Consider the following 16,991-nt stretch of genomic DNA (forward strand, 5'->3'; position numbering starts at 1 on the left):
TGCGCACCTCACGCGTCGTCAAGGACCTCATATGTTCCTTCAAGGCTACGGCCCGTTGCTTCTCAACGGCACCTGGCAGACCGTCAAGCTGGCGGTGCTGTCGCTTGCGTTCGCGTTCGTGCTGGGCTTGCTCGGCGCAGCGGCCAAACTGTCGAAAAACCGTGTCTCGCACGGCGTCGGCACGGTCTATACGACCCTCGTGCGCGGCGTGCCCGACCTCGTGCTAATGCTGCTGCTGTTCTATAGCCTGCAGATCGCCCTGAACAACCTGACCGACCTGCTCGGCTGGGATCAGATCGACATCGACCCGTTCGTGGCCGGCATCGCGGTGCTCGGCTTCATCTACGGCGCGTACTTCACCGAGACCTTCCGTGGCGCGTTCCTCGCCGTGCCGCGCGGCCAGCTCGAAGCGGGCCACGCCTACGGCATGACGAGCTGGCAGGTGTTCTCCCGGATCATGTTCCCGCAAATGATGCGTTTCGCGCTGCCCGGCATCGGCAATAACTGGCAGGTGATGGTAAAGGCCACGGCGCTGGTTTCGATCATCGGCCTCGCCGACGTCGTGAAAGCCTCGCAGGACGCCGGCAAGGGCACCTTGCGGTTCTTCTTCTTCACCCTGCTTGCGGGGGCCATCTATCTCGTCATCACCACGGTCTCGAACTTTGTGTTGATGTACCTCGAAAAGCGCTACTCGACCGGCGTACGAAAGGCGGACCTATGATCGAGATCATTCAGGAATACTGGCGCAACTACCTCTACAGCGACGGCTACCGCTTCACCGGCGTCGTCATCACGTTGTGGCTGCTGGTAGTGTCGATCGGCCTCGGTTTCTGCCTGTCGATTCCTCTGTCGGTAGCGCGGGTCTCGAAGAAGAAGTGGCTCTCGCGCCTCGTGTGGCTGTATACGTACATCTTTCGCGGCACGCCGCTCTACGTGCAGTTGCTGCTCTGCTACACCGGCCTCTACAGCCTCGAAGTGATCCGCGATCACGCACTCACCAACGCGTTCTTCCGCGACGGCATGCATTGCACGCTGCTCGCCTTCACTCTGAACACCTGCGCGTACACCACCGAGATTTTCGCCGGCGCCATCAAGGCGACACCGTACGGCGAGATCGAAGCCGCGCGCGCCTACGGCATGTCGCCGTTCACGCTGTACCGGCGCGTGATCCTGCCGTCCGCACTACGCCGCGCGCTGCCCTACTACAGTAATGAAGTGATCCTGATGCTGCACGCCACGACGGTCGCCTTCACCGCCACCGTGCCGGACATCCTGAAGATCGCCCGCGACGTGAACTCGGCGACCTATCAATCGTTCAACGCGTTCGGCCTCGCTGCCCTGCTCTACCTGGTTATCTCTTTCACGCTCGTGTGGCTGTTCCGCCGCGCCGAGCGCCGCTGGCTCGCTTACTTGCGGCCGCAAGGCAAATAAGCCGTCAAGGACCCCGACTCATGAACACCAGGAAGCAAAAGCTCTTCGTCGACGAGCTCCATAAACAATACGGCGACAACGAAGTTCTCAAAGGCGTCTCGCTGCGTGCGAACGCCGGCGACGTCATCAGCGTGATCGGCTCATCCGGCTCGGGCAAGAGCACGATGCTGCGCTGTATTAACTTTCTCGAGCAGCCCAACTCCGGGCGCATCTTCGTCGACGGCGAAGAGGTTCGCACGCTCAAAGACAAAACCGGCGCGCTGAAAGTCTCCGATCCCAAACAGTTGCAGCGCGTGCGCACCAGGCTGGCTATGGTGTTCCAGCACTTCAACCTGTGGGCGCACATGACGGTGCTGGAAAACATCATTGAAGCGCCGGTCCACGTGCTCGGCCTGCCGCGCCGGGAAGCGGAAGACCGCGCCCGTCAATATCTGGAGAAGGTCGGTCTCGCTCCGCGACTGGAAAAGCAGTATCCGTCGCATCTGTCGGGCGGCCAGCAGCAGCGGGTCGCGATTGCTCGGGCGCTGGCGATGCATCCCGACGTCATGCTGTTCGACGAACCGACCTCCGCGCTCGATCCGGAACTGGTGGGCGAAGTGCTGAAGGTCATGCAGACGCTCGCCGAGGAAGGCCGCACGATGATCGTCGTCACTCACGAGATGGCGTTCGCCCGTAATGTGTCTAACCACGTGATGTTCCTGCATCAGGGGCGGGTCGAGGAAGAGGGACATCCGGACGAAGTATTCAGGAACACGAAGAGCGAACGGCTCAAGCAATTTCTGTCCGGCAGCCTCAAGTAGCGTTTAGACAACACTTAGGACAACGGCTGTAGTTCATGTAATATTACAAGGCGCTTACAAACAGCGCCTTTTTTCATTTCCGCATCGCGTTTTGGGTCGTCAAACGTCCCAAATACCGCACCAACGTCCCGTTTTTTGCCCTACTCCCACCGTTTTGCATCGTCAATAGTGGCAATCCTTAACGTTGCCTTAGCCGAACCGTGATTCCCTTGTCAGACAAGGCTTTTATGGCGTTTTTGGGATGCAGCTGTGAGACCTCGACCACACCACTATTGCAATTTTGAGACACCTAGGCGGCCTTGAGCCAATTTCTTCTCCCATCGAGGGGTATTTTTGATAAATTAGTAACCAAAGTACCAAAACAAAGTTGATTAAAAGTAGTTTCACTTCAAAACACGCAGAGGAGATACCGGTCGACGAGGGATCGGCATGACGATAAAGATAGCTCCACGCTGCACCGTCATGACAACACACCCGATCGACCCAAACCGTCTCCCTGGTACGGATTTCTGTTCGGCGCCTCTGGGGTCCGGACACCATTCGCAGTACTGGGTTTTTCTTTTGACAGGGTATGGAGGAGAAGATGAAGAAAGCATTACTCGCCGCGGCGCTGATGTCGGCCGGTGTAGTTGCGCACGCTCAAAGCAGCGTGACGCTGTACGGTCGTCTGGATGCGGGTGTTGAATACATCAGCGGCCTTCCGAATGCTAATTACACGGGCTCCACCTCACGTGTCCGCCTTGAGAGTGGCGACTGGGGCACCAGCCTGTGGGGCTTGAAGGGTGTGGAAGACATCGGTGGCGGCAATAAGGTTCTCTTCCAGTTGGAAGGCTCCTTCAGCACTGCAACTGGCTCACTCGGCTCTGCCGGCTCCATCTGGAATCGTTGGGCGACAGTCGGTGTGGCAAACGATCAGTTCGGTACCCTGCTCCTCGGTCGCGAACTGTTCATCTCCAACGGCGTGTGGGACTTCGACCCGTTCGGTCAATCGAACTGGTCGTCGGCGTCGCTGGTCCGTGGCCGCAACTGGCCGCAATCGAGCAACAACATTTCGTACCAGTCGCCGAAGCTCTACGGCTTTGATGTGTACGGCCAATACGCCTTCTCGAACTCGACGGCCTTCAACGGTGGCAACGGTTCGGCACAAGGTCGTGAAGACGGTCTGCAGTTGACCTACACGAACTCGCTGTTCCAGGTTCGTGGCCTGTATGACGAAATCCGCAATAACATCAACGGTAGCCTCGGCGATCCGACCGCGGGCTCGCCGAATGGTCCGTTTAACTACGGCCGCGAGTACTTTGCGGGCGTGAACGTGTTCCTCGGCCAGTTCAAGATTCAGGCCGTGTACCAGGCAGCACGTACTTCGGGCGAAACCGGTGTACCTATCGGCACGCCGACGACGACCGACCAGGAATGGGGCGGTATCACGTGGCAAGCTACACCGGCAGCAGCGCTTATCGCAGCCGTGTATCACGTGAACGCGAACAACGGTGCTGGCAACGCGAACATCTACACGGTTGGCGGTTCGTACAACCTGTCGAAGCGCACGTTGCTCGACATCCAGGTCGCACAGACGCGTAACAGCAAGACGGCTAACTTCGGCCTCGATGCTAACGCAGCTGGCCCCGGCGGCAACAGCGGTTCGGGTAGCTCGATTACGTACAACGAAAACCCGACTCCGGGACACCAACAGACCGGTGTTTATGCAGGTATCCAACACTCGTTCTAATCGAACGGTGTAGTTAGAACAGCTTTAGAAACTTTTTCACGCTGCTGCGAGAGGCGCGTATCGGTGCGATGTCCGCAAGGGTATCGCACCGTTTTTTATTGGCGCGAGCGGATCTGCGTCCGCCGTATGTTCTTGCCTGAGGCCTTAGACCGCTGCTTCGTTTTCCTCGCCGGTACGAATGCGGATCACCCGCTCCACGTCCGCCACGAAAATCTTGCCGTCGCCAATCTTGCCGGTGCGCGCCGCACCGATGATCGCGTCGATCACCTGGTCGCACTGGTCGTTCGCCACCACCACTTCGATCTTCACTTTCGGCAGGAAGTCGACCACATACTCGGCGCCGCGATACAGCTCCGTGTGACCCTTCTGACGGCCGAAGCCTTTAACTTCGGTAACCGTCAGCCCGGTCAGGCCGACCTCGGCGAGTGCTTCACGGACTTCGTCGAGCTTGAAGGGTTTGATGACTGCAGTGATGCGCTTCATGGCGTACCTCGTCTCTTGATCGGATAGTTGTTCGGAAAATCGAAAGGAAATAGATAGCTTTGATTCTACGCTGCGCCGGACGGCCTGCGGACTTTCCCGCGCGCCTCACTCAGAGTGCTGCGGGGCGCCGCTCATTTCACTGATCAAGCCGCCGATCGCGCCGCAGCGCAGACCGCCACTCGGTCTTCCCTTAGTCGACAGGCTCGGTGTAGCGCGAAGTGATCGGATAACGCCAGTCGCGGCCGAACGCACGATGTGTCACGCGTATGCCGATCGGCGCCTGACGGCGCTTGTATTCGTTGATCTTGATGAGACGCGTGACACGCTTCACATCGTCCACCGCATAGCCCGCGGCGATGATCTCGGCAAGCGAGCGGTCCTCTTCCATGTACATGCGCATGATGGCGTCGAGCACCTCATACGGCGGCAGGCTGTCCTGGTCGGTCTGGTTCTCGCGCAGTTCGGCCGACGGCGCGCGCGTGAGAATCCGCTCCGGGATGATGTCCTGCTTGGGGAACGTAGTGGCCGCGTTGCGGTAGTGGCACAGCCGGTAGACCAGCGTCTTGGCGATGTCCTTGATCACGGCGAAGCCGCCGGCCATGTCGCCGTACAACGTGCAGTAGCCCACCGCCATCTCGCTCTTGTTGCCGGTGGTCAGCACGATCGAGCCAAACTTGTTCGACAACGCCATCAGCAACGTGCCGCGAATCCGTGCCTGGATGTTTTCCTCAGTGGCGTCTTCCGCTCGGCCGGCGAACTCATCGGCGAGCGAGGTGCGGAAAGCGTCGAACATCGGCGCAATCGCGATCTCGTCGTAGCGCACGCCGACCCGGCGCGCCATCTCGGCGGCGTCGGTGGTCGAGATGTCCGCCGTGTAGCGCGATGGCATCATCACGGCACGCACCCGCTCGGCGCCGAGCGCATCGCACGCCACGGCCAGCACCAGCGCCGAATCCACGCCGCCCGACAGGCCGATGAGTGCGCCCGGAAAGCCGTTCTTGTTGATGTAGTCGCGCACGCCCATGACGAGCGCCGCATAGACCTGCGCCTCCAGCGATTGCTCGGGCGCAATCCTGCTGGGCACAGGGTGCGCGCCGTCGAATTCGACGATCGCGTGTCCTTCCTCGAACTGCGCCATCTTGGCGACCATTTCGCCCTTGCCGTCCAGTACGAACGATCCGCCGTCGAACACGAGTTCGTCCTGAGCGCCGACCATGTTCACGTAGACCATCGGCAGACCGGTCTCGCGAATCCGCGCCCGCAGCATATCGACCCGCACCGCTTCCTTATTGAGGTGATACGGCGAGCCGTTCGGAATCAGCAGCACCTGGGCGCCGGCCGCCTTGGCCTGCTGGGCTGCCGGGGCATGCCAGACGTCCTCGCAGATCACGATGCCGTACTTGGTGCCGTCCAGCTCGAACACGAACGGCTTCGGATCCGACGCAAAGTAGCGCTTCTCGTCGAACACCTCGCTGTTGGGCAGATCCTGTTTCAGATAGGTGCCCACCACCTCGCCGTCGACGATCAGGGAGGCGGCGTTAAAGGTATCGAATGGCGGCACGCCGCGCTCGATTGGCGCGTTTGCTTTACCATGGCCGTGCGCGGCGTCACGGTGCGGATGACCGACCACCACGTAGAGGCCGGTGAGCGGCTTCAGTTGCGCCGCGAGATCGGCCAGCGCCGCGGCACTGGCGGCATAGAAGGCGGGACGCAGCAGCAGGTCTTCGGGCGGATAGCCGGAGAGCGCGAGTTCCGGGGCGACGAGCAGCTTCGCACCATCGTTGTGCGCGGCGCGGGCCGCGGCGACGATCTTCGCGACGTTGCCGGCGAAGTCGCCGACAGTGACATTGAGTTGAGCAAGAGCGATTCGGGTCTTCATGGCAGGATCGGGGGCAAGCCGCGCGGCTTGCCGGTTACGGCGGCCAGACGGCTCGACGCAACGGACACACACACGGACAAACGAACGATGCTCCGCTATTCGCAGAGCGCCGCTCAGATCAGGAACAGTCAAACAGATTGAACCAGCAACGCTTTGATTATCGCACGGGCATTCTGGCCTCGCCCTCCGAGGTGGACGCGGCCGAGTGGAACGCCCTTCTCGCCCAGCAAGCACAGCCCACGCCGTTCCTGCGGCATGAGTTCCTGAGCGCGCTGCATGCAAGTCAATCCGCGGTGGCCGATACCGGCTGGGCGCCGCAGTTCGTCACGCTGACCGACCCGCGCACGGACCGGCTCGTAGCGGCTGCGCCGGTGTACCTGAAAGGACACTCCTACGGCGAATATGTCTTCGATTGGGCCTGGGCCGACGCCTACAAGCGCAACGGCCTCGCGTACTATCCGAAGCTGCTCTGCGCCGTGCCGTTCACGCCGGTGCAGGGCAACCGGCTGCTGGCCGCGGACCCGCACGCGCTGCGCCATCTCGCCGCTACGCTGATGGCGTTTGCCGAACAGGCAGACGTGTCGTCACTGCATGTGCTGTTTCCGACCGCCGACGAGGCCGAAGCGCTCACCGACCTCGGCATGATGCAGCGCGAAGGCGTGCAATTTCACTGGCTGAACGACGGCTATCGCGACTTCGACGATTTCCTTTCGACGCTCGAGCAGAAGAAGCGCAAAAACATCCGTGCGGAGCGCCGCAAGGTACGCGAAGCGGGCATCACGATGCGCCGCGTGCGCGGCGAAGACATCAGTGATGCGCAATGGCGCTTCTTCTCCAAGTGCTACAGGCAGACCTATCGCGAGCACTTTTCGAGTCCGTATCTGAATCTCGACTTTTTCCGCACGATCGGTGCGACCATGCCGGAGAACCTGCTGCTCGTGATCGCAGAGTATGAGGGCAAGCCGATTGCAAGCTCGCTAGTGGTCTACCAGCGCGACGAACAAACCGGCGGCACGTTATATGGCCGCTACTGGGGTGCGCTGGAACATGTGCCGTGCCTGCACTTCGAGACCGCGTACTACCAGCCGCTCGAATTCTGCATCGAAGAGAAACTCGGGGTGTTCGAAGGCGGCGCGCAAGGCGAACACAAAATGGCGCGCGGGTTTTTGCCCACCGTCACGCGCTCGACGCACTGGCTCGCCCACCCGGCGTTTTCCGATGCAGTAGCGCGCTTTCTCGACAGCGAGACGAACACCATTCACGCTTATGTCGACGAGCTGCGCGACCATAATCCCTTCAAGACCTAGCCATGCCATGGTTTCTCTACCTGATCGAATGCGCCGACGGCAGCGTCTACACTGGCATCGCCGTTGACGTGCAAGCGCGCTTCGAGAAGCACGTGAACGGTACCGGCGCGCGTTATACGCGCTCGCGCAAGCCGTTGCAAGTGCTGGCCTCGTTCGAACTGGCGGACCGCTCAAGCGCGTCGAGCGCCGAGTACTGGGTCAAGCGGCTATCGCCGCCGGAGAAGCGGGCGCTGGCAGCGGGTGTGCGCACGCTTGAATCCGTGTTGCCGGTGGTGGTTCAAGCGGACGCCGCGTCAGAGACAGAAGCTGAAGAGACAGATAGCGCGTAGCGCTTGTCCCAGATCCTTGCCCCAATGAAAAACCGCGCCGCCCTCTCGGGCCAGCGCGGTTTTTTTACATTTGAAAGTGCGGACGGGCTTACTTCTTGTAATTCGCCACGCCTTCGCTGATTTCCTTGTGAGCGGCTTCGACATCCGCCCAGCCTTCGACCTTCACCCACTTGCCCTTTTCCAGCGCCTTGTATTGCTCGAAGAAGTGCTTGATCTGGTCTTTCAGGTACGACGGCACGTCGTCGATCGACTTCAGGCTGGCCGTCATCGGGCAGACCTTGTCGTGCGGCACGGCGACCAGCTTTGCGTCGACGCCCGCCTCGTCCGTCATCTGCAGCATGCCGAGCGCACGCGCGCGCACAACCGAGCCAGCCAGCAATGGGTACGGCGTGATCACCAGCACGTCGACCGGATCGCCGTCACCCGACAGCGTCTGCGGAATGAAGCCGTAGTTGGCCGGATAACGCATGCCGGTGCTGATGAAACGGTCGACGACGAGCAGGCCCAAATCCTTGTCTGCTTCGTACTTGACCGGATCGCTTTGCGCCGGGATTTCGATGATGACATTGAAATCTTGCGGAAGGTCTTTGCCTGCGGGGACGTGATTGAAGCTCATGAGCGCTCTCTGAACAGGATGAAATTCGGAACACAGCGCGCAATGCAGCGCCTAACGTAGGTCGAGCGTGGCACAGCGGGCCAGAAGTGCGGAATACGCCATTATAGCCAATCGGCCGATGGCACCGCCCGGACGATCGGCGCGATAATCGTTGTGAACGCGGTGTCACACAGCCTTTTCAGCCAGGAGCATGCATGGAAGAAGCGAAACACTTCATCGGCAGCGAATGGGTCGCCCCTGCCGGGGGCGAGACGATTCCTGTGCTCGATCCGTCCGACGGACAGCCCTTCACGCAATTGGCCCGCGGCACCGCGGCGGATATCGAAGCTGCGGTACGGGCGGCGCGGCACGCCTTCGAGGGCCCATGGGGTGCCGCCAGCGCCGCGGACCGGGGACGGATCCTTTACCGCCTGTCCATGCTCGTGGCCGCCCGCCACGACGAACTGGCGCAACTCGAAGCACGCGACACCGGCAAGCCGTTGCGCCAGGCGCGGGCGGACGCGGCCGCGCTGGCCCGCTATTTCGAGTTCTACGCCGGCGCCGCCGACAAGCTGCACGGCGAAACCCTCCCCTATCAGACCGGCTATACCGTCTTCACCGTGCGCGAACCGCACGGCGTGACCGGCCATATCGTGCCGTGGAACTACCCCATGCAGATCTTCGGCCGCAGCGTCGGCGCGGCGCTCGCGGCGGGTAACGCCTGCGTCGTCAAGCCGGCGGAGGACGCCTGCCTGTCGGTGCTGCGGGTCGCCGAACTCGCGGCTGAGGCTGGCTTGCCGGCCGGCGCGCTGAATATCGTCACCGGCTACGGCCACGAAGCGGGCGCGGCGCTCGCACGCCATGCGGGCATCGACCATATCTCGTTCACCGGTTCGCCGGAGACCGGCAAGCTGGTCGTGCAGATGGCCGCCGAGAATCACGTGCCCGTCACGCTCGAACTGGGCGGCAAGTCACCGCAAATCGTGTTCGCCGACGCCGATCTCGACGCCGCGCTGCCCGTGCTCGTCTCGGCGATCGTGCAAAACGCCGGGCAGACCTGTTCGGCAGGCAGCCGCGTGCTGATTGAGCGCTCGATCTACGAGCCCTTGCTCGACCGCCTCGGCGCTGCGTTCAGTGCACTGCGGGTCGGGCCGTCGCATGCCGATCTCGACTGCGGACCGCTCATCAGCGCCAAACAGCAGCAACGCGTGTGGGATTTCCTCTCCGATGCGCACCACGACGGCATTGGCATGGTGGCACACGGCGAGATCATCCACGAGGCGCCGGAAACCGGCTTCTATCAGGCACCTACGCTGCTGCGCGATGTGCCGGCGGGCCACCACCTCGCAAATGAGGAAGTGTTCGGGCCCGTGCTCGCCGCAATGTCTTTCGCTGACGAAGACGAAGCGGTGGCACTCGCGAACGGCACGCCATACGGTCTCGTCGCGGGTATCTGGACGCGCGACGGCGCGCGCCAGTTGCGCCTCGCGAGGCGGGTGCGTTCGGGCCAGGTGTTTATCAACAACTACGGTGCGGGCGGTGGTGTCGAATTGCCGTTCGGCGGCGTCAAGCATTCCGGCCATGGGCGTGAAAAAGGCTTCGAGGCACTCTACGGCTTTACGGTGCTGAAGACGGTCGCGATCCGGCACGGCTAGCGGGCGGCGACAGCAGCACGGGCAGGTACAAGTGCAAGTGCAGGAGCAACTGCACTTGCAAGAGCAATCAGCGGCAACAACAACGCGGACAAATACGGAGACATCATGCGGTTGACAGGTAAAACGGCCATCGTCACGGGTGGCGGCTCGGGCTTCGGCGAGGGCATTGCCAAGACCTACGCGCGCGAAGGCGCAAACGTCGTGATCAACGATCTGAACGCGGCGGCAGCCGAACGCGTCGCGAGCGAAATCGCGCTGGCGGGCGGCAAGGCCATCGCGGTGCCCGGCGACGTCACGCAGAGCGCCGACTGGGAACGCCTGCGAGAAGCCGCGCTCGAGGACTTTGGCAGCGTGCAGGTCGTCGTCAACAATGCCGGCACCACGCATCGCAACAAGCCCGTGCTCGATGTGACGGAGGCGGAGTTCGACCGTGTCTACGCGGTCAACGTGAAAAGCATCTACTGGAGCGTGCAGGCGTTCGTGCCGTACTTCCGCCAGCAAGGCGGCGGCGTGTTCATCAATATCGCCTCGACCGCCGGCGTGCGGCCCCGGCCTGGCCTCGTCTGGTACAACGGCAGCAAAGGCGCGGTGATCATCGCCAGCAAGGCGCTCGCCGCCGAACTGGGACCGGACCGCATCCGTGTGAACTGCGTGAATCCCGTGATGGGCGAAACCGGGCTGCTATCCGAATTCATGGGCGTCGAAGACACACCGGAGAACCGCAAGCGCTTCCTCGCCGGCATCCCGCTCGGCCGCTTCTCGACGCCGCAGGACATCGCCAATGCCTGCCTGTATCTGGCGTCGGATGAAGCGGACTTCGTCACCGGCGTGTGCCTCGAAGTGGACGGCGGGCGCTGCGTATAGGCACTGTCGGGCACCGTCGGGCACCGTGCGGCACCAGCGGCACGCGTCAGAACAGGTTCAAACGGGCGGCACCAGATTTCCACAAAAAAACGAGGAGACACCACGATGGCAAGTCCTGCGAATCCGCTTCACCATCCCGGCGCGGGCGCGCCGCCCTCCACGTTTGAAGAGGCGACCTACCGCAAGGTTGCGTGGCGTCTCACGCCGCTTCTGATGCTCTGCTACGTGGTGGCCTATCTCGATCGGGTCAACGTCGGCTTCGCCAAGCTGCAGATGACCACCGACCTGAACCTGAGCGACGCGATCTACGGCTTTGGCGCCGGCATTTTCTTTCTCGGTTACTTCCTCTTCGAGATCCCGAGCAACGTGATCCTGCACAAGGTCGGCGCACGCGTGTGGATTGCCCGGATCATGGCGTCGTGGGGCGTGATCTCCATGCTGACGATGTTCGTCACCACGCCCACCATGTTCTACGTGATGCGCTTTCTGCTCGGACTAGCCGAGGCCGGCTTCTTCCCCGGCATCATCCTGTACCTCACTTACTGGTATCCGGCGCACCGGCGTGGCCGCATGACCACCTGGTTCATGACCGCAATCGCACTGTCAGGCGTGATCGGCGGCCCGGTGTCGGGCTATATCCTGAAGACGTTCAATGGCACGAACGGCTGGCATGGCTGGCAGTGGCTGTTCCTGCTCGAGGGCGTTCCGTCGATCCTCGTAGGCATCCTCGTATTCATCATGCTCGACGACGGCATCGCCCGTGCCACCTGGCTCACGCCGGAAGAGCGGCAACTGCTCGAACGCAATATCACGACCGAGGACGCCACCAAACACGACCTGCCGATCCGCACGGTACTCGCCAACCCGCGTGTCTGGCTGATGAGCCTGATCTACTTCTCGTTCGTGATGGGACTCTATGGCGTGAGCTTCTGGCTACCGACCATCATCAAGGCAACCGGCGTCACCGATGCCTTCATGATTGGCCTGCTTTCGGCCATTCCGTTTGCCGCTGCAGTGGTGGGTATGGTGCTGGTGTCGCGCAGTGCGGACCGCAAACGCGAGCGGCGCTGGCATATCGCGCTGCCTGCCGCGGCGGGTGCAGTGGGCCTGGTGCTGTCGGTGGTATGGGCGCATAACACGCTGCTGGCAATGGCGTCACTCACGCTTGCGACCATGGGCATCCTCACCACGCTGCCGCTCTTCTGGAGTTTGCCGACAGCGTTCCTCGCCGGCACAGGCGCAGCAGCCGGGATCGCGATGATCAATTCGATCGGCAATCTGGCCGGGTTCCTGAGCCCTTACGCAGTGGGCTGGCTCAAGCAGGCCACCGCCGCCAACGACTCGGGCATGTATATGCTGGCGGCATTCATGCTGCTGGGTGGGTTGCTAGCGCTGAGCGTGCCGGCGAAGTTGGTGAACAAGTAGGGCTGCGAAACTAAAAAGCCCCCGGAGAACGTTTCCTCCGAGGGCTTTCCATTTGCTTTTGTGGCAGTGCTTGCCGCCGAGCGCTTACACCGTGACGCCGCTATACCGCCGCCCCGCACTCAAACAACGTTCATCGCCAGCGCGCTTTCCCGATAGTGCTGGCTCGCCTTCTCGCCATCGCCAAGCTGTTCGTGCAATCGCGCCAGCGCCCGATGCGAACGGATCTTCAGCGTCTCGTTATCGGCCAGCTTCAGCGCCGTTTCGAGGAACGACTGCGCTTTGCCCCACAGCTGCTGATGCAGACACAGGCGGCCCAGCGTGAACATCAGATCGGCGTCGTCCGGACGCTCCTTCTGCCACGCTTCGGCCTTCTGGATCAATGGCAACGCGTCGCCGCCAGCCGTGTCCGGATAGCGGCGCAACAGACGCGCGTCCCAGTTCTGCGCCAGCGCTTCTTCGACGATCTTGCGCGCGTCCTGCGGGCGATTGAGCGTCACCAGCAATTCAGCCGCCAGATCGGCGAGGCGCGGCGAGTGCCGCTCGGTCGGCGACAGCGAATGCCACAACTCCAGCAACGCGTCGGCGTTGTGACGACGGTCGCGCAGCAGATTCTCAGCTGCGAGCTGGCGCAAACGCACCGCCACCGCCGGATGAATCGCTTCACGCTTTTCCAGCGTCTTGACGAGCTTGAGCACCTCGCTCCAGTTCTTCAATTGCTGCTGCGCCCGCAACATAATCTGCTGCGCATGAATGCGGCGTCCGCCTTGCGACTGCATCTCGGTCAACGCAGTAAGCGCGCCGTCCGCGTCGCGGCCGTCCGCGCGCATGTCGGCGGTCGCCATCAGGCGGGCGTCCTGCCAGTCAGCTTCGTCGATCTGCGCCAGCCATTCGTCGCGCCGCGCGTACTCATGCATCCGATGCGCCGCCGTGGCCGCGACGAGGCCCGCTGCGCCCTTGTTGTCGCCGTTGGCGAGCGCGTCGCGCGCCGCCTTCTCAGCGCGCGAGAAACGTCCGGCATACAGATTGCCGATCGCATCGCGCAGTGCCGCATGCGCCTTTGCCACACGCGAACGGGCCCGGTAAGTGGCCACGCGCTGCGGCATGCGCCAGATGTTGCGCACGATGCGCAGCAGCGCATACACCACGATAAACAGCACCACCAGTCCGACCACGAACAGGTTCAGCGACACGTCCACGCGGTACGGCGGATAGACGAGCAGTACCTGCCCCGTATCGAAACGCCCAACCGTCGCCAGCGCCACCGCGATGACAAACAGCAGGGCCAGCCAAAGAAGTCCCCGGATCGCCATGATTAACCCCGGCTCCGGTATTGATTGACGGCCTGCAGGCTCGTATTCAGGTTCGGCACTTCAACGGCCGCCGAGCCATCGTCCACGTCCTTCACCAGCCCGCGCACGGTCTGCGTGCGTTTCGACGCGTTGTCGAAATAGCGCTCGAGTGCCGCGTCAGCCGCGTGCAGATCGGACTTCAGCGTGGTCTGGTTGCGCGACAGCAGGGCCAAGCGCGCCGACAGCAGACGCAGCTTCAGGTTTTCGCGCACGAAGTAGCCCTCGTCGGGCGTGATCAACATCGCGTCGGCGTTGTCGATGCGGCGCACCTGCACGAGGCTCGTCAGTTGCTGGGCGATGCCCGCCGAGAACGCCTGCCACCACACCTTCCAGCGCGGCTCTCCGGTAGCCGCCGCCACCTGCGCGCTATCAGCCGGCGTAGCGGCATGCGGTACGGTGTGCGCGGTGATCGCTTCGCCGTTGAGCGGCAGCGAGTCGACCTGGTCGATCGCGTTGTCGAGCTTGATGGCGAGGCCCGTCAGATCGGTGGACGGCGCCGACTTCAGCTTGTCGATGTCCTGTGCAATCGCCTTGCGCACCGCCAACGCCTGGGGACTGTCCGACGCAGCCAGACGCGTGTCGGCACTTTGCAGCGCGAACAGCGCGAGCTGCGTATTACCCGTCAGTTCCAGTTGCTGGCTCGCGCTCGAGAGCATCTGCGCCACTTCGGCGAGGGTCCAGTCGTCGCGATTGCGCGCGAGGTCGGCGTATTGCTGTTGCAGCGCCTGCTGGGCCTGTTGCGCATCGGTCAGCTTGCCTTCGAGCTGCGACATCTGCGAATCGATCCCATGCACGGTCGCCACCGCCTGGTCGGTCTTCACGGCGAGTGCAGCGGTTTGCGCGTCGTTGGCTTGCTGGCGCTGGGACAACTGCTGATCGAGACGGATGACCTTGCGATTGAGCGCAATGCCGCCGGCCACGGCTGCACAAGCAACGATCACGACGACAAACCACAGCAGCGGTCCGCCCGCACTGCGGCGCGGCTGTTGCGCTTCGTAGGGCGTGAAGGGGGGATTGGGCGGCAACGCTGTGGTCGCAGCCGGCTGGGGTGAAGCGTTCGTGGAAGCGTTCGTTTCTGTCATGCGTGATTGAGCCGGGTTGGTCGGTACCGGTTGAACAACGGGAGGTACGGCAGCAAGCAAGGCACGGGCAATGCGCTCATCGCCCGCACCGGACACCGTAATGCTATCAAAACCCAGTCCCCGCGCGGTCTGCGCGATACGTGGATGTGGCGTGACAAGCGTGGCGCGCTTCAGTTGCGCGATTTCGACGGGGTTCAGGTGCTCGCGCGCCAGCTCATCCAGATTGCGTACGCCCTCGGAACTGGTGACGAGCCACGCGTGCGGCTCGCCCGCCAGCAACGCATGCACGCGCGTCCACGCGCCGATTGACGGCTCCGGCACGAGGCGCCGGTAGGCCGCCACGGTTTCCACCTCGACGCCCGCTTCACGCAGCCGCTCGGCCAGCCACTCGCGGCCGCCGTCGCCGCGCACGATCAGCACGCGCTTGCCTTCGAGCGAGGTCGCACCAAGCGACGCGTCGATGGCCGCGAAGAGCGCCTCGGAGTCGAAGCGCGCGGACTCGTCGTCCGCCGCGGCCGACGGGCTGATCACCCGGTACGCCGGCGCTTCGACGCCGTGACGTGCGAGCGCCGCAACACTGCCCGGCCCCACTACGCCGACCGGCAGCGCATGCGGCCAGATCGCGCCGAACTGGCCAAACGCGTAATCGACCGCATTGGGCGAGACGAACACCACGAGCGCATAACGTTCGAGCGCGCCCAACGCAGCATGCAGCGGCGCCACGTCGTCGGCAGGCGCAATTTCGATCAGCGGAAAGTCGAGCGTGGCGATACCGGCCACTGCCAGTTGCGCCGCGAGCGCCTCCGACTGGCCCGCCGGACGCGTGATCACGGCCGTATACGGCGCCTGGCCGTTCGAGTGGGGGGATGAGTTGACGCCTGCCTGTGCCGCCATCACGCGCCAGTCGCCGGACCGCTCGCCGTGCTGAGCGCGCGGACGATTTCAAGTGCGCCCTGGCTTTCGAGCGCGTTCGCCACCTCGCGGCCCAATTGCAGGGCCCGTTCGACCGTCGGCGCGGGCGCCGAGGCCTGCGCGCTCAGCACGCGCTGGCCATCCGGCGTCGCCACGATGCCGCGCAGATGCAGCGCGCCGTCGTGCCAGGTGGCGTAGGCCGCCAGCGGCACTTCGCAACTGCCGCCCAGCGCCCGCGACACCATCCGCTCCGCCTCGACGGCGGCTGCCGTGTGCTCATGATGCAGCGGCGCAAGCCACGCTTCCAGCTCAGGGCGCCCCGCGCGGATCTCGATGCCGAGCGCGCCCTGTCCGGCGGCCGGCAAACTGTCGTCCGGATCGAGATGGGCGCGGATCCGGTCGCCCAGGCCCAGACGCTTGAGACCGGCCGCGGCCAGAATGATCGCCGCGTAGTCGCCGCGATCGAGCTTCGCGAGCCGCGTATCCAGATTGCCGCGCAACGGTTGCACAACGAGTTGCGGATAACGCACACGCAGCATCGCCTCGCGGCGCAGGCTGGAGGTGCCGACCACGCTGCCCGCGGGCAGCGCGGCGAGCGAATCGTAGGCGTTCGAGACGAACGCATCGCGCGGGTCTTCGCGCTCCATGATGGTGGACAGCGTGAAGCCCGGCGGCAACTCCATGGGCACGTCTTTGAGCGAATGAACGGCCAGATCGGCGCGGCCTTCGGCCAGCGCGTTCTCCAGTTCCTTCACGAACAGGCCCTTGCCGCCGACCTTCGATAGCGTGCGATCGAGAATTTGATCGCCACGTGTCGTCATCCCGAGGATTTTTACGTCACAAGATGGATATAATTTGTGCAGCGCACACCGCACGTGTTCGGCCTGCCACATCGCAAGGCGGCTTTCCCGCGAAGCGATGACCAGGGTAGAGGGCGGTGGTGCCGAAAGCGTCTCGGAATTCATTGCAAGGTCACTGGATAACGGGAGGTAATAACAAACAATGTTAGCACGCGCTCCAGCCTTGCTTTATCGGCCTGATGGCTACGCTGGCGTGCCACCGTTGGAGGAGACAGGCCCGCTCCGGGTACCCGCAAGACTTCAACCCCATCGCTGTGCCGCCGCGCCGTGCCGCCTTTCACGCACGATCGT

At 63.1% G+C, this 16,991-nt stretch carries 15 protein-coding genes; 9 read left to right on the forward strand and 6 right to left on the reverse strand.

Features of this window, described 5'->3' with window-relative positions; translation table 11 throughout:
* Positions 1 to 31: 31 nt before the first annotated feature.
* The 4 genes from P3T40_RS25755 to P3T40_RS25770 all read left to right on the forward strand — a co-directional run bounded on the left by P3T40_RS25755 (position 32) and on the right by P3T40_RS25770 (position 3,960).
* Positions 32 to 721, forward strand: coding sequence for an ABC transporter permease (locus P3T40_RS25755; protein WP_429270525.1), 690 nt, complete (start codon positions 32 to 34; stop codon positions 719 to 721).
* Positions 718 to 1,431 carry an ABC transporter permease gene (locus P3T40_RS25760; RefSeq protein ID WP_429270526.1) on the forward strand — a complete coding sequence of 238 codons (714 nt, stop codon included), beginning with the start codon at positions 718 to 720 and terminating at the stop codon, positions 1,429 to 1,431. Before P3T40_RS25755 ends, P3T40_RS25760 begins: the two co-directional genes overlap by 4 nt.
* A gap of 20 nt (positions 1,432 to 1,451) precedes the next feature.
* Positions 1,452 to 2,231, forward strand: a complete 780-nt coding sequence (locus P3T40_RS25765) for an ABC transporter ATP-binding protein (protein ID WP_429270527.1) — start codon at positions 1,452 to 1,454, stop codon at positions 2,229 to 2,231.
* Between the two features lie 583 nt (positions 2,232 to 2,814).
* On the forward strand, positions 2,815 to 3,960 hold the full coding sequence (locus P3T40_RS25770; protein WP_429270528.1) for a porin: 1,146 nt from the start codon (positions 2,815 to 2,817) through the stop codon (positions 3,958 to 3,960).
* 144 nt (positions 3,961 to 4,104) lie between these two features.
* On the opposite strand, the gene glnK is transcribed toward P3T40_RS25770, so the two are convergent.
* The gene (gene glnK / locus P3T40_RS25775; RefSeq protein WP_007587958.1) at positions 4,105 to 4,443 is read right to left on the reverse strand and encodes a P-II family nitrogen regulator; all 339 of its coding nucleotides are present in this window, start codon (positions 4,441 to 4,443) and stop codon (positions 4,105 to 4,107) included.
* A 190-nt stretch (positions 4,444 to 4,633) separates the two neighbouring features.
* Complete coding sequence (locus P3T40_RS25780) at positions 4,634 to 6,322, reverse strand: NAD+ synthase (protein ID WP_429270529.1); 1,689 nt, start codon at positions 6,320 to 6,322, stop codon at positions 4,634 to 4,636.
* A 137-nt stretch (positions 6,323 to 6,459) separates the two neighbouring features.
* Between P3T40_RS25780 and P3T40_RS25785 the strand changes: the two genes are divergently transcribed.
* Both P3T40_RS25785 and P3T40_RS25790 read left to right on the forward strand, forming a co-directional pair.
* Positions 6,460 to 7,629 (forward strand): GNAT family N-acetyltransferase, encoded by a 1,170-nt coding sequence (locus P3T40_RS25785; RefSeq protein ID WP_429270530.1) that lies wholly within the window; start codon positions 6,460 to 6,462, stop codon positions 7,627 to 7,629.
* Positions 7,630 to 7,631: 2 nt separating this feature from the next.
* On the forward strand, positions 7,632 to 7,958 hold the full coding sequence (locus P3T40_RS25790) for a GIY-YIG nuclease family protein (RefSeq protein WP_429270531.1): 327 nt from the start codon (positions 7,632 to 7,634) through the stop codon (positions 7,956 to 7,958).
* An 88-nt stretch (positions 7,959 to 8,046) separates the two neighbouring features.
* Here the strand turns inward: P3T40_RS25790 and ppa are convergent, their stop codons facing one another.
* A complete protein-coding gene (gene ppa, locus P3T40_RS25795; RefSeq protein ID WP_429270532.1) occupies positions 8,047 to 8,574 on the reverse strand; it encodes an inorganic diphosphatase in 528 nt (175 codons plus the stop codon).
* 194 nt (positions 8,575 to 8,768) lie between these two features.
* Here ppa and P3T40_RS25800 point away from each other — a divergent pair, with 194 nt between their 5' ends.
* From P3T40_RS25800 to P3T40_RS25810, 3 genes are all read left to right on the forward strand, one after another.
* Positions 8,769 to 10,208: an aldehyde dehydrogenase family protein gene (locus P3T40_RS25800; RefSeq protein WP_429270533.1), complete on the forward strand. Its 1,440-nt coding sequence runs from the start codon at positions 8,769 to 8,771 to the stop codon at positions 10,206 to 10,208.
* A gap of 105 nt (positions 10,209 to 10,313) precedes the next feature.
* Positions 10,314 to 11,072, forward strand: coding sequence for an SDR family oxidoreductase (locus P3T40_RS25805; protein WP_429270534.1), 759 nt, complete (start codon positions 10,314 to 10,316; stop codon positions 11,070 to 11,072).
* 105 nt (positions 11,073 to 11,177) lie between these two features.
* Positions 11,178 to 12,497 carry an MFS transporter gene (locus tag P3T40_RS25810; RefSeq protein WP_429270535.1) on the forward strand — a complete coding sequence of 440 codons (1,320 nt, stop codon included), beginning with the start codon at positions 11,178 to 11,180 and terminating at the stop codon, positions 12,495 to 12,497.
* A 119-nt stretch (positions 12,498 to 12,616) separates the two neighbouring features.
* Here the strand turns inward: P3T40_RS25810 and P3T40_RS25815 are convergent, their stop codons facing one another.
* Genes P3T40_RS25815 through hemC form a run of 3 tightly spaced genes read right to left on the reverse strand, consistent with a single transcriptional unit; the run spans position 12,617 to position 16,805 of the window.
* Complete coding sequence (locus P3T40_RS25815) at positions 12,617 to 13,807, reverse strand: heme biosynthesis protein HemY (protein ID WP_429270536.1); 1,191 nt, start codon at positions 13,805 to 13,807, stop codon at positions 12,617 to 12,619.
* 2 nt (positions 13,808 to 13,809) lie between these two features.
* Positions 13,810 to 15,822, reverse strand: a complete 2,013-nt coding sequence (gene hemDX, locus P3T40_RS25820; RefSeq protein ID WP_429270537.1) for a fused uroporphyrinogen-III synthase HemD/membrane protein HemX — start codon at positions 15,820 to 15,822, stop codon at positions 13,810 to 13,812.
* Positions 15,822 to 16,805 carry a hydroxymethylbilane synthase gene (hemC, locus tag P3T40_RS25825; protein WP_429270538.1) on the reverse strand — a complete coding sequence of 328 codons (984 nt, stop codon included), beginning with the start codon at positions 16,803 to 16,805 and terminating at the stop codon, positions 15,822 to 15,824. The genes hemDX and hemC overlap by 1 nt, the downstream gene beginning before the upstream one ends.
* Between the last annotated feature and the right edge of the window lie 186 nt (positions 16,806 to 16,991).

Source organism: Paraburkholderia sp. EB58 (assembly GCF_050436665.1).
In the GTDB taxonomy this organism is placed as follows: Bacteria; Pseudomonadota; Gammaproteobacteria; order Burkholderiales; family Burkholderiaceae; genus Paraburkholderia.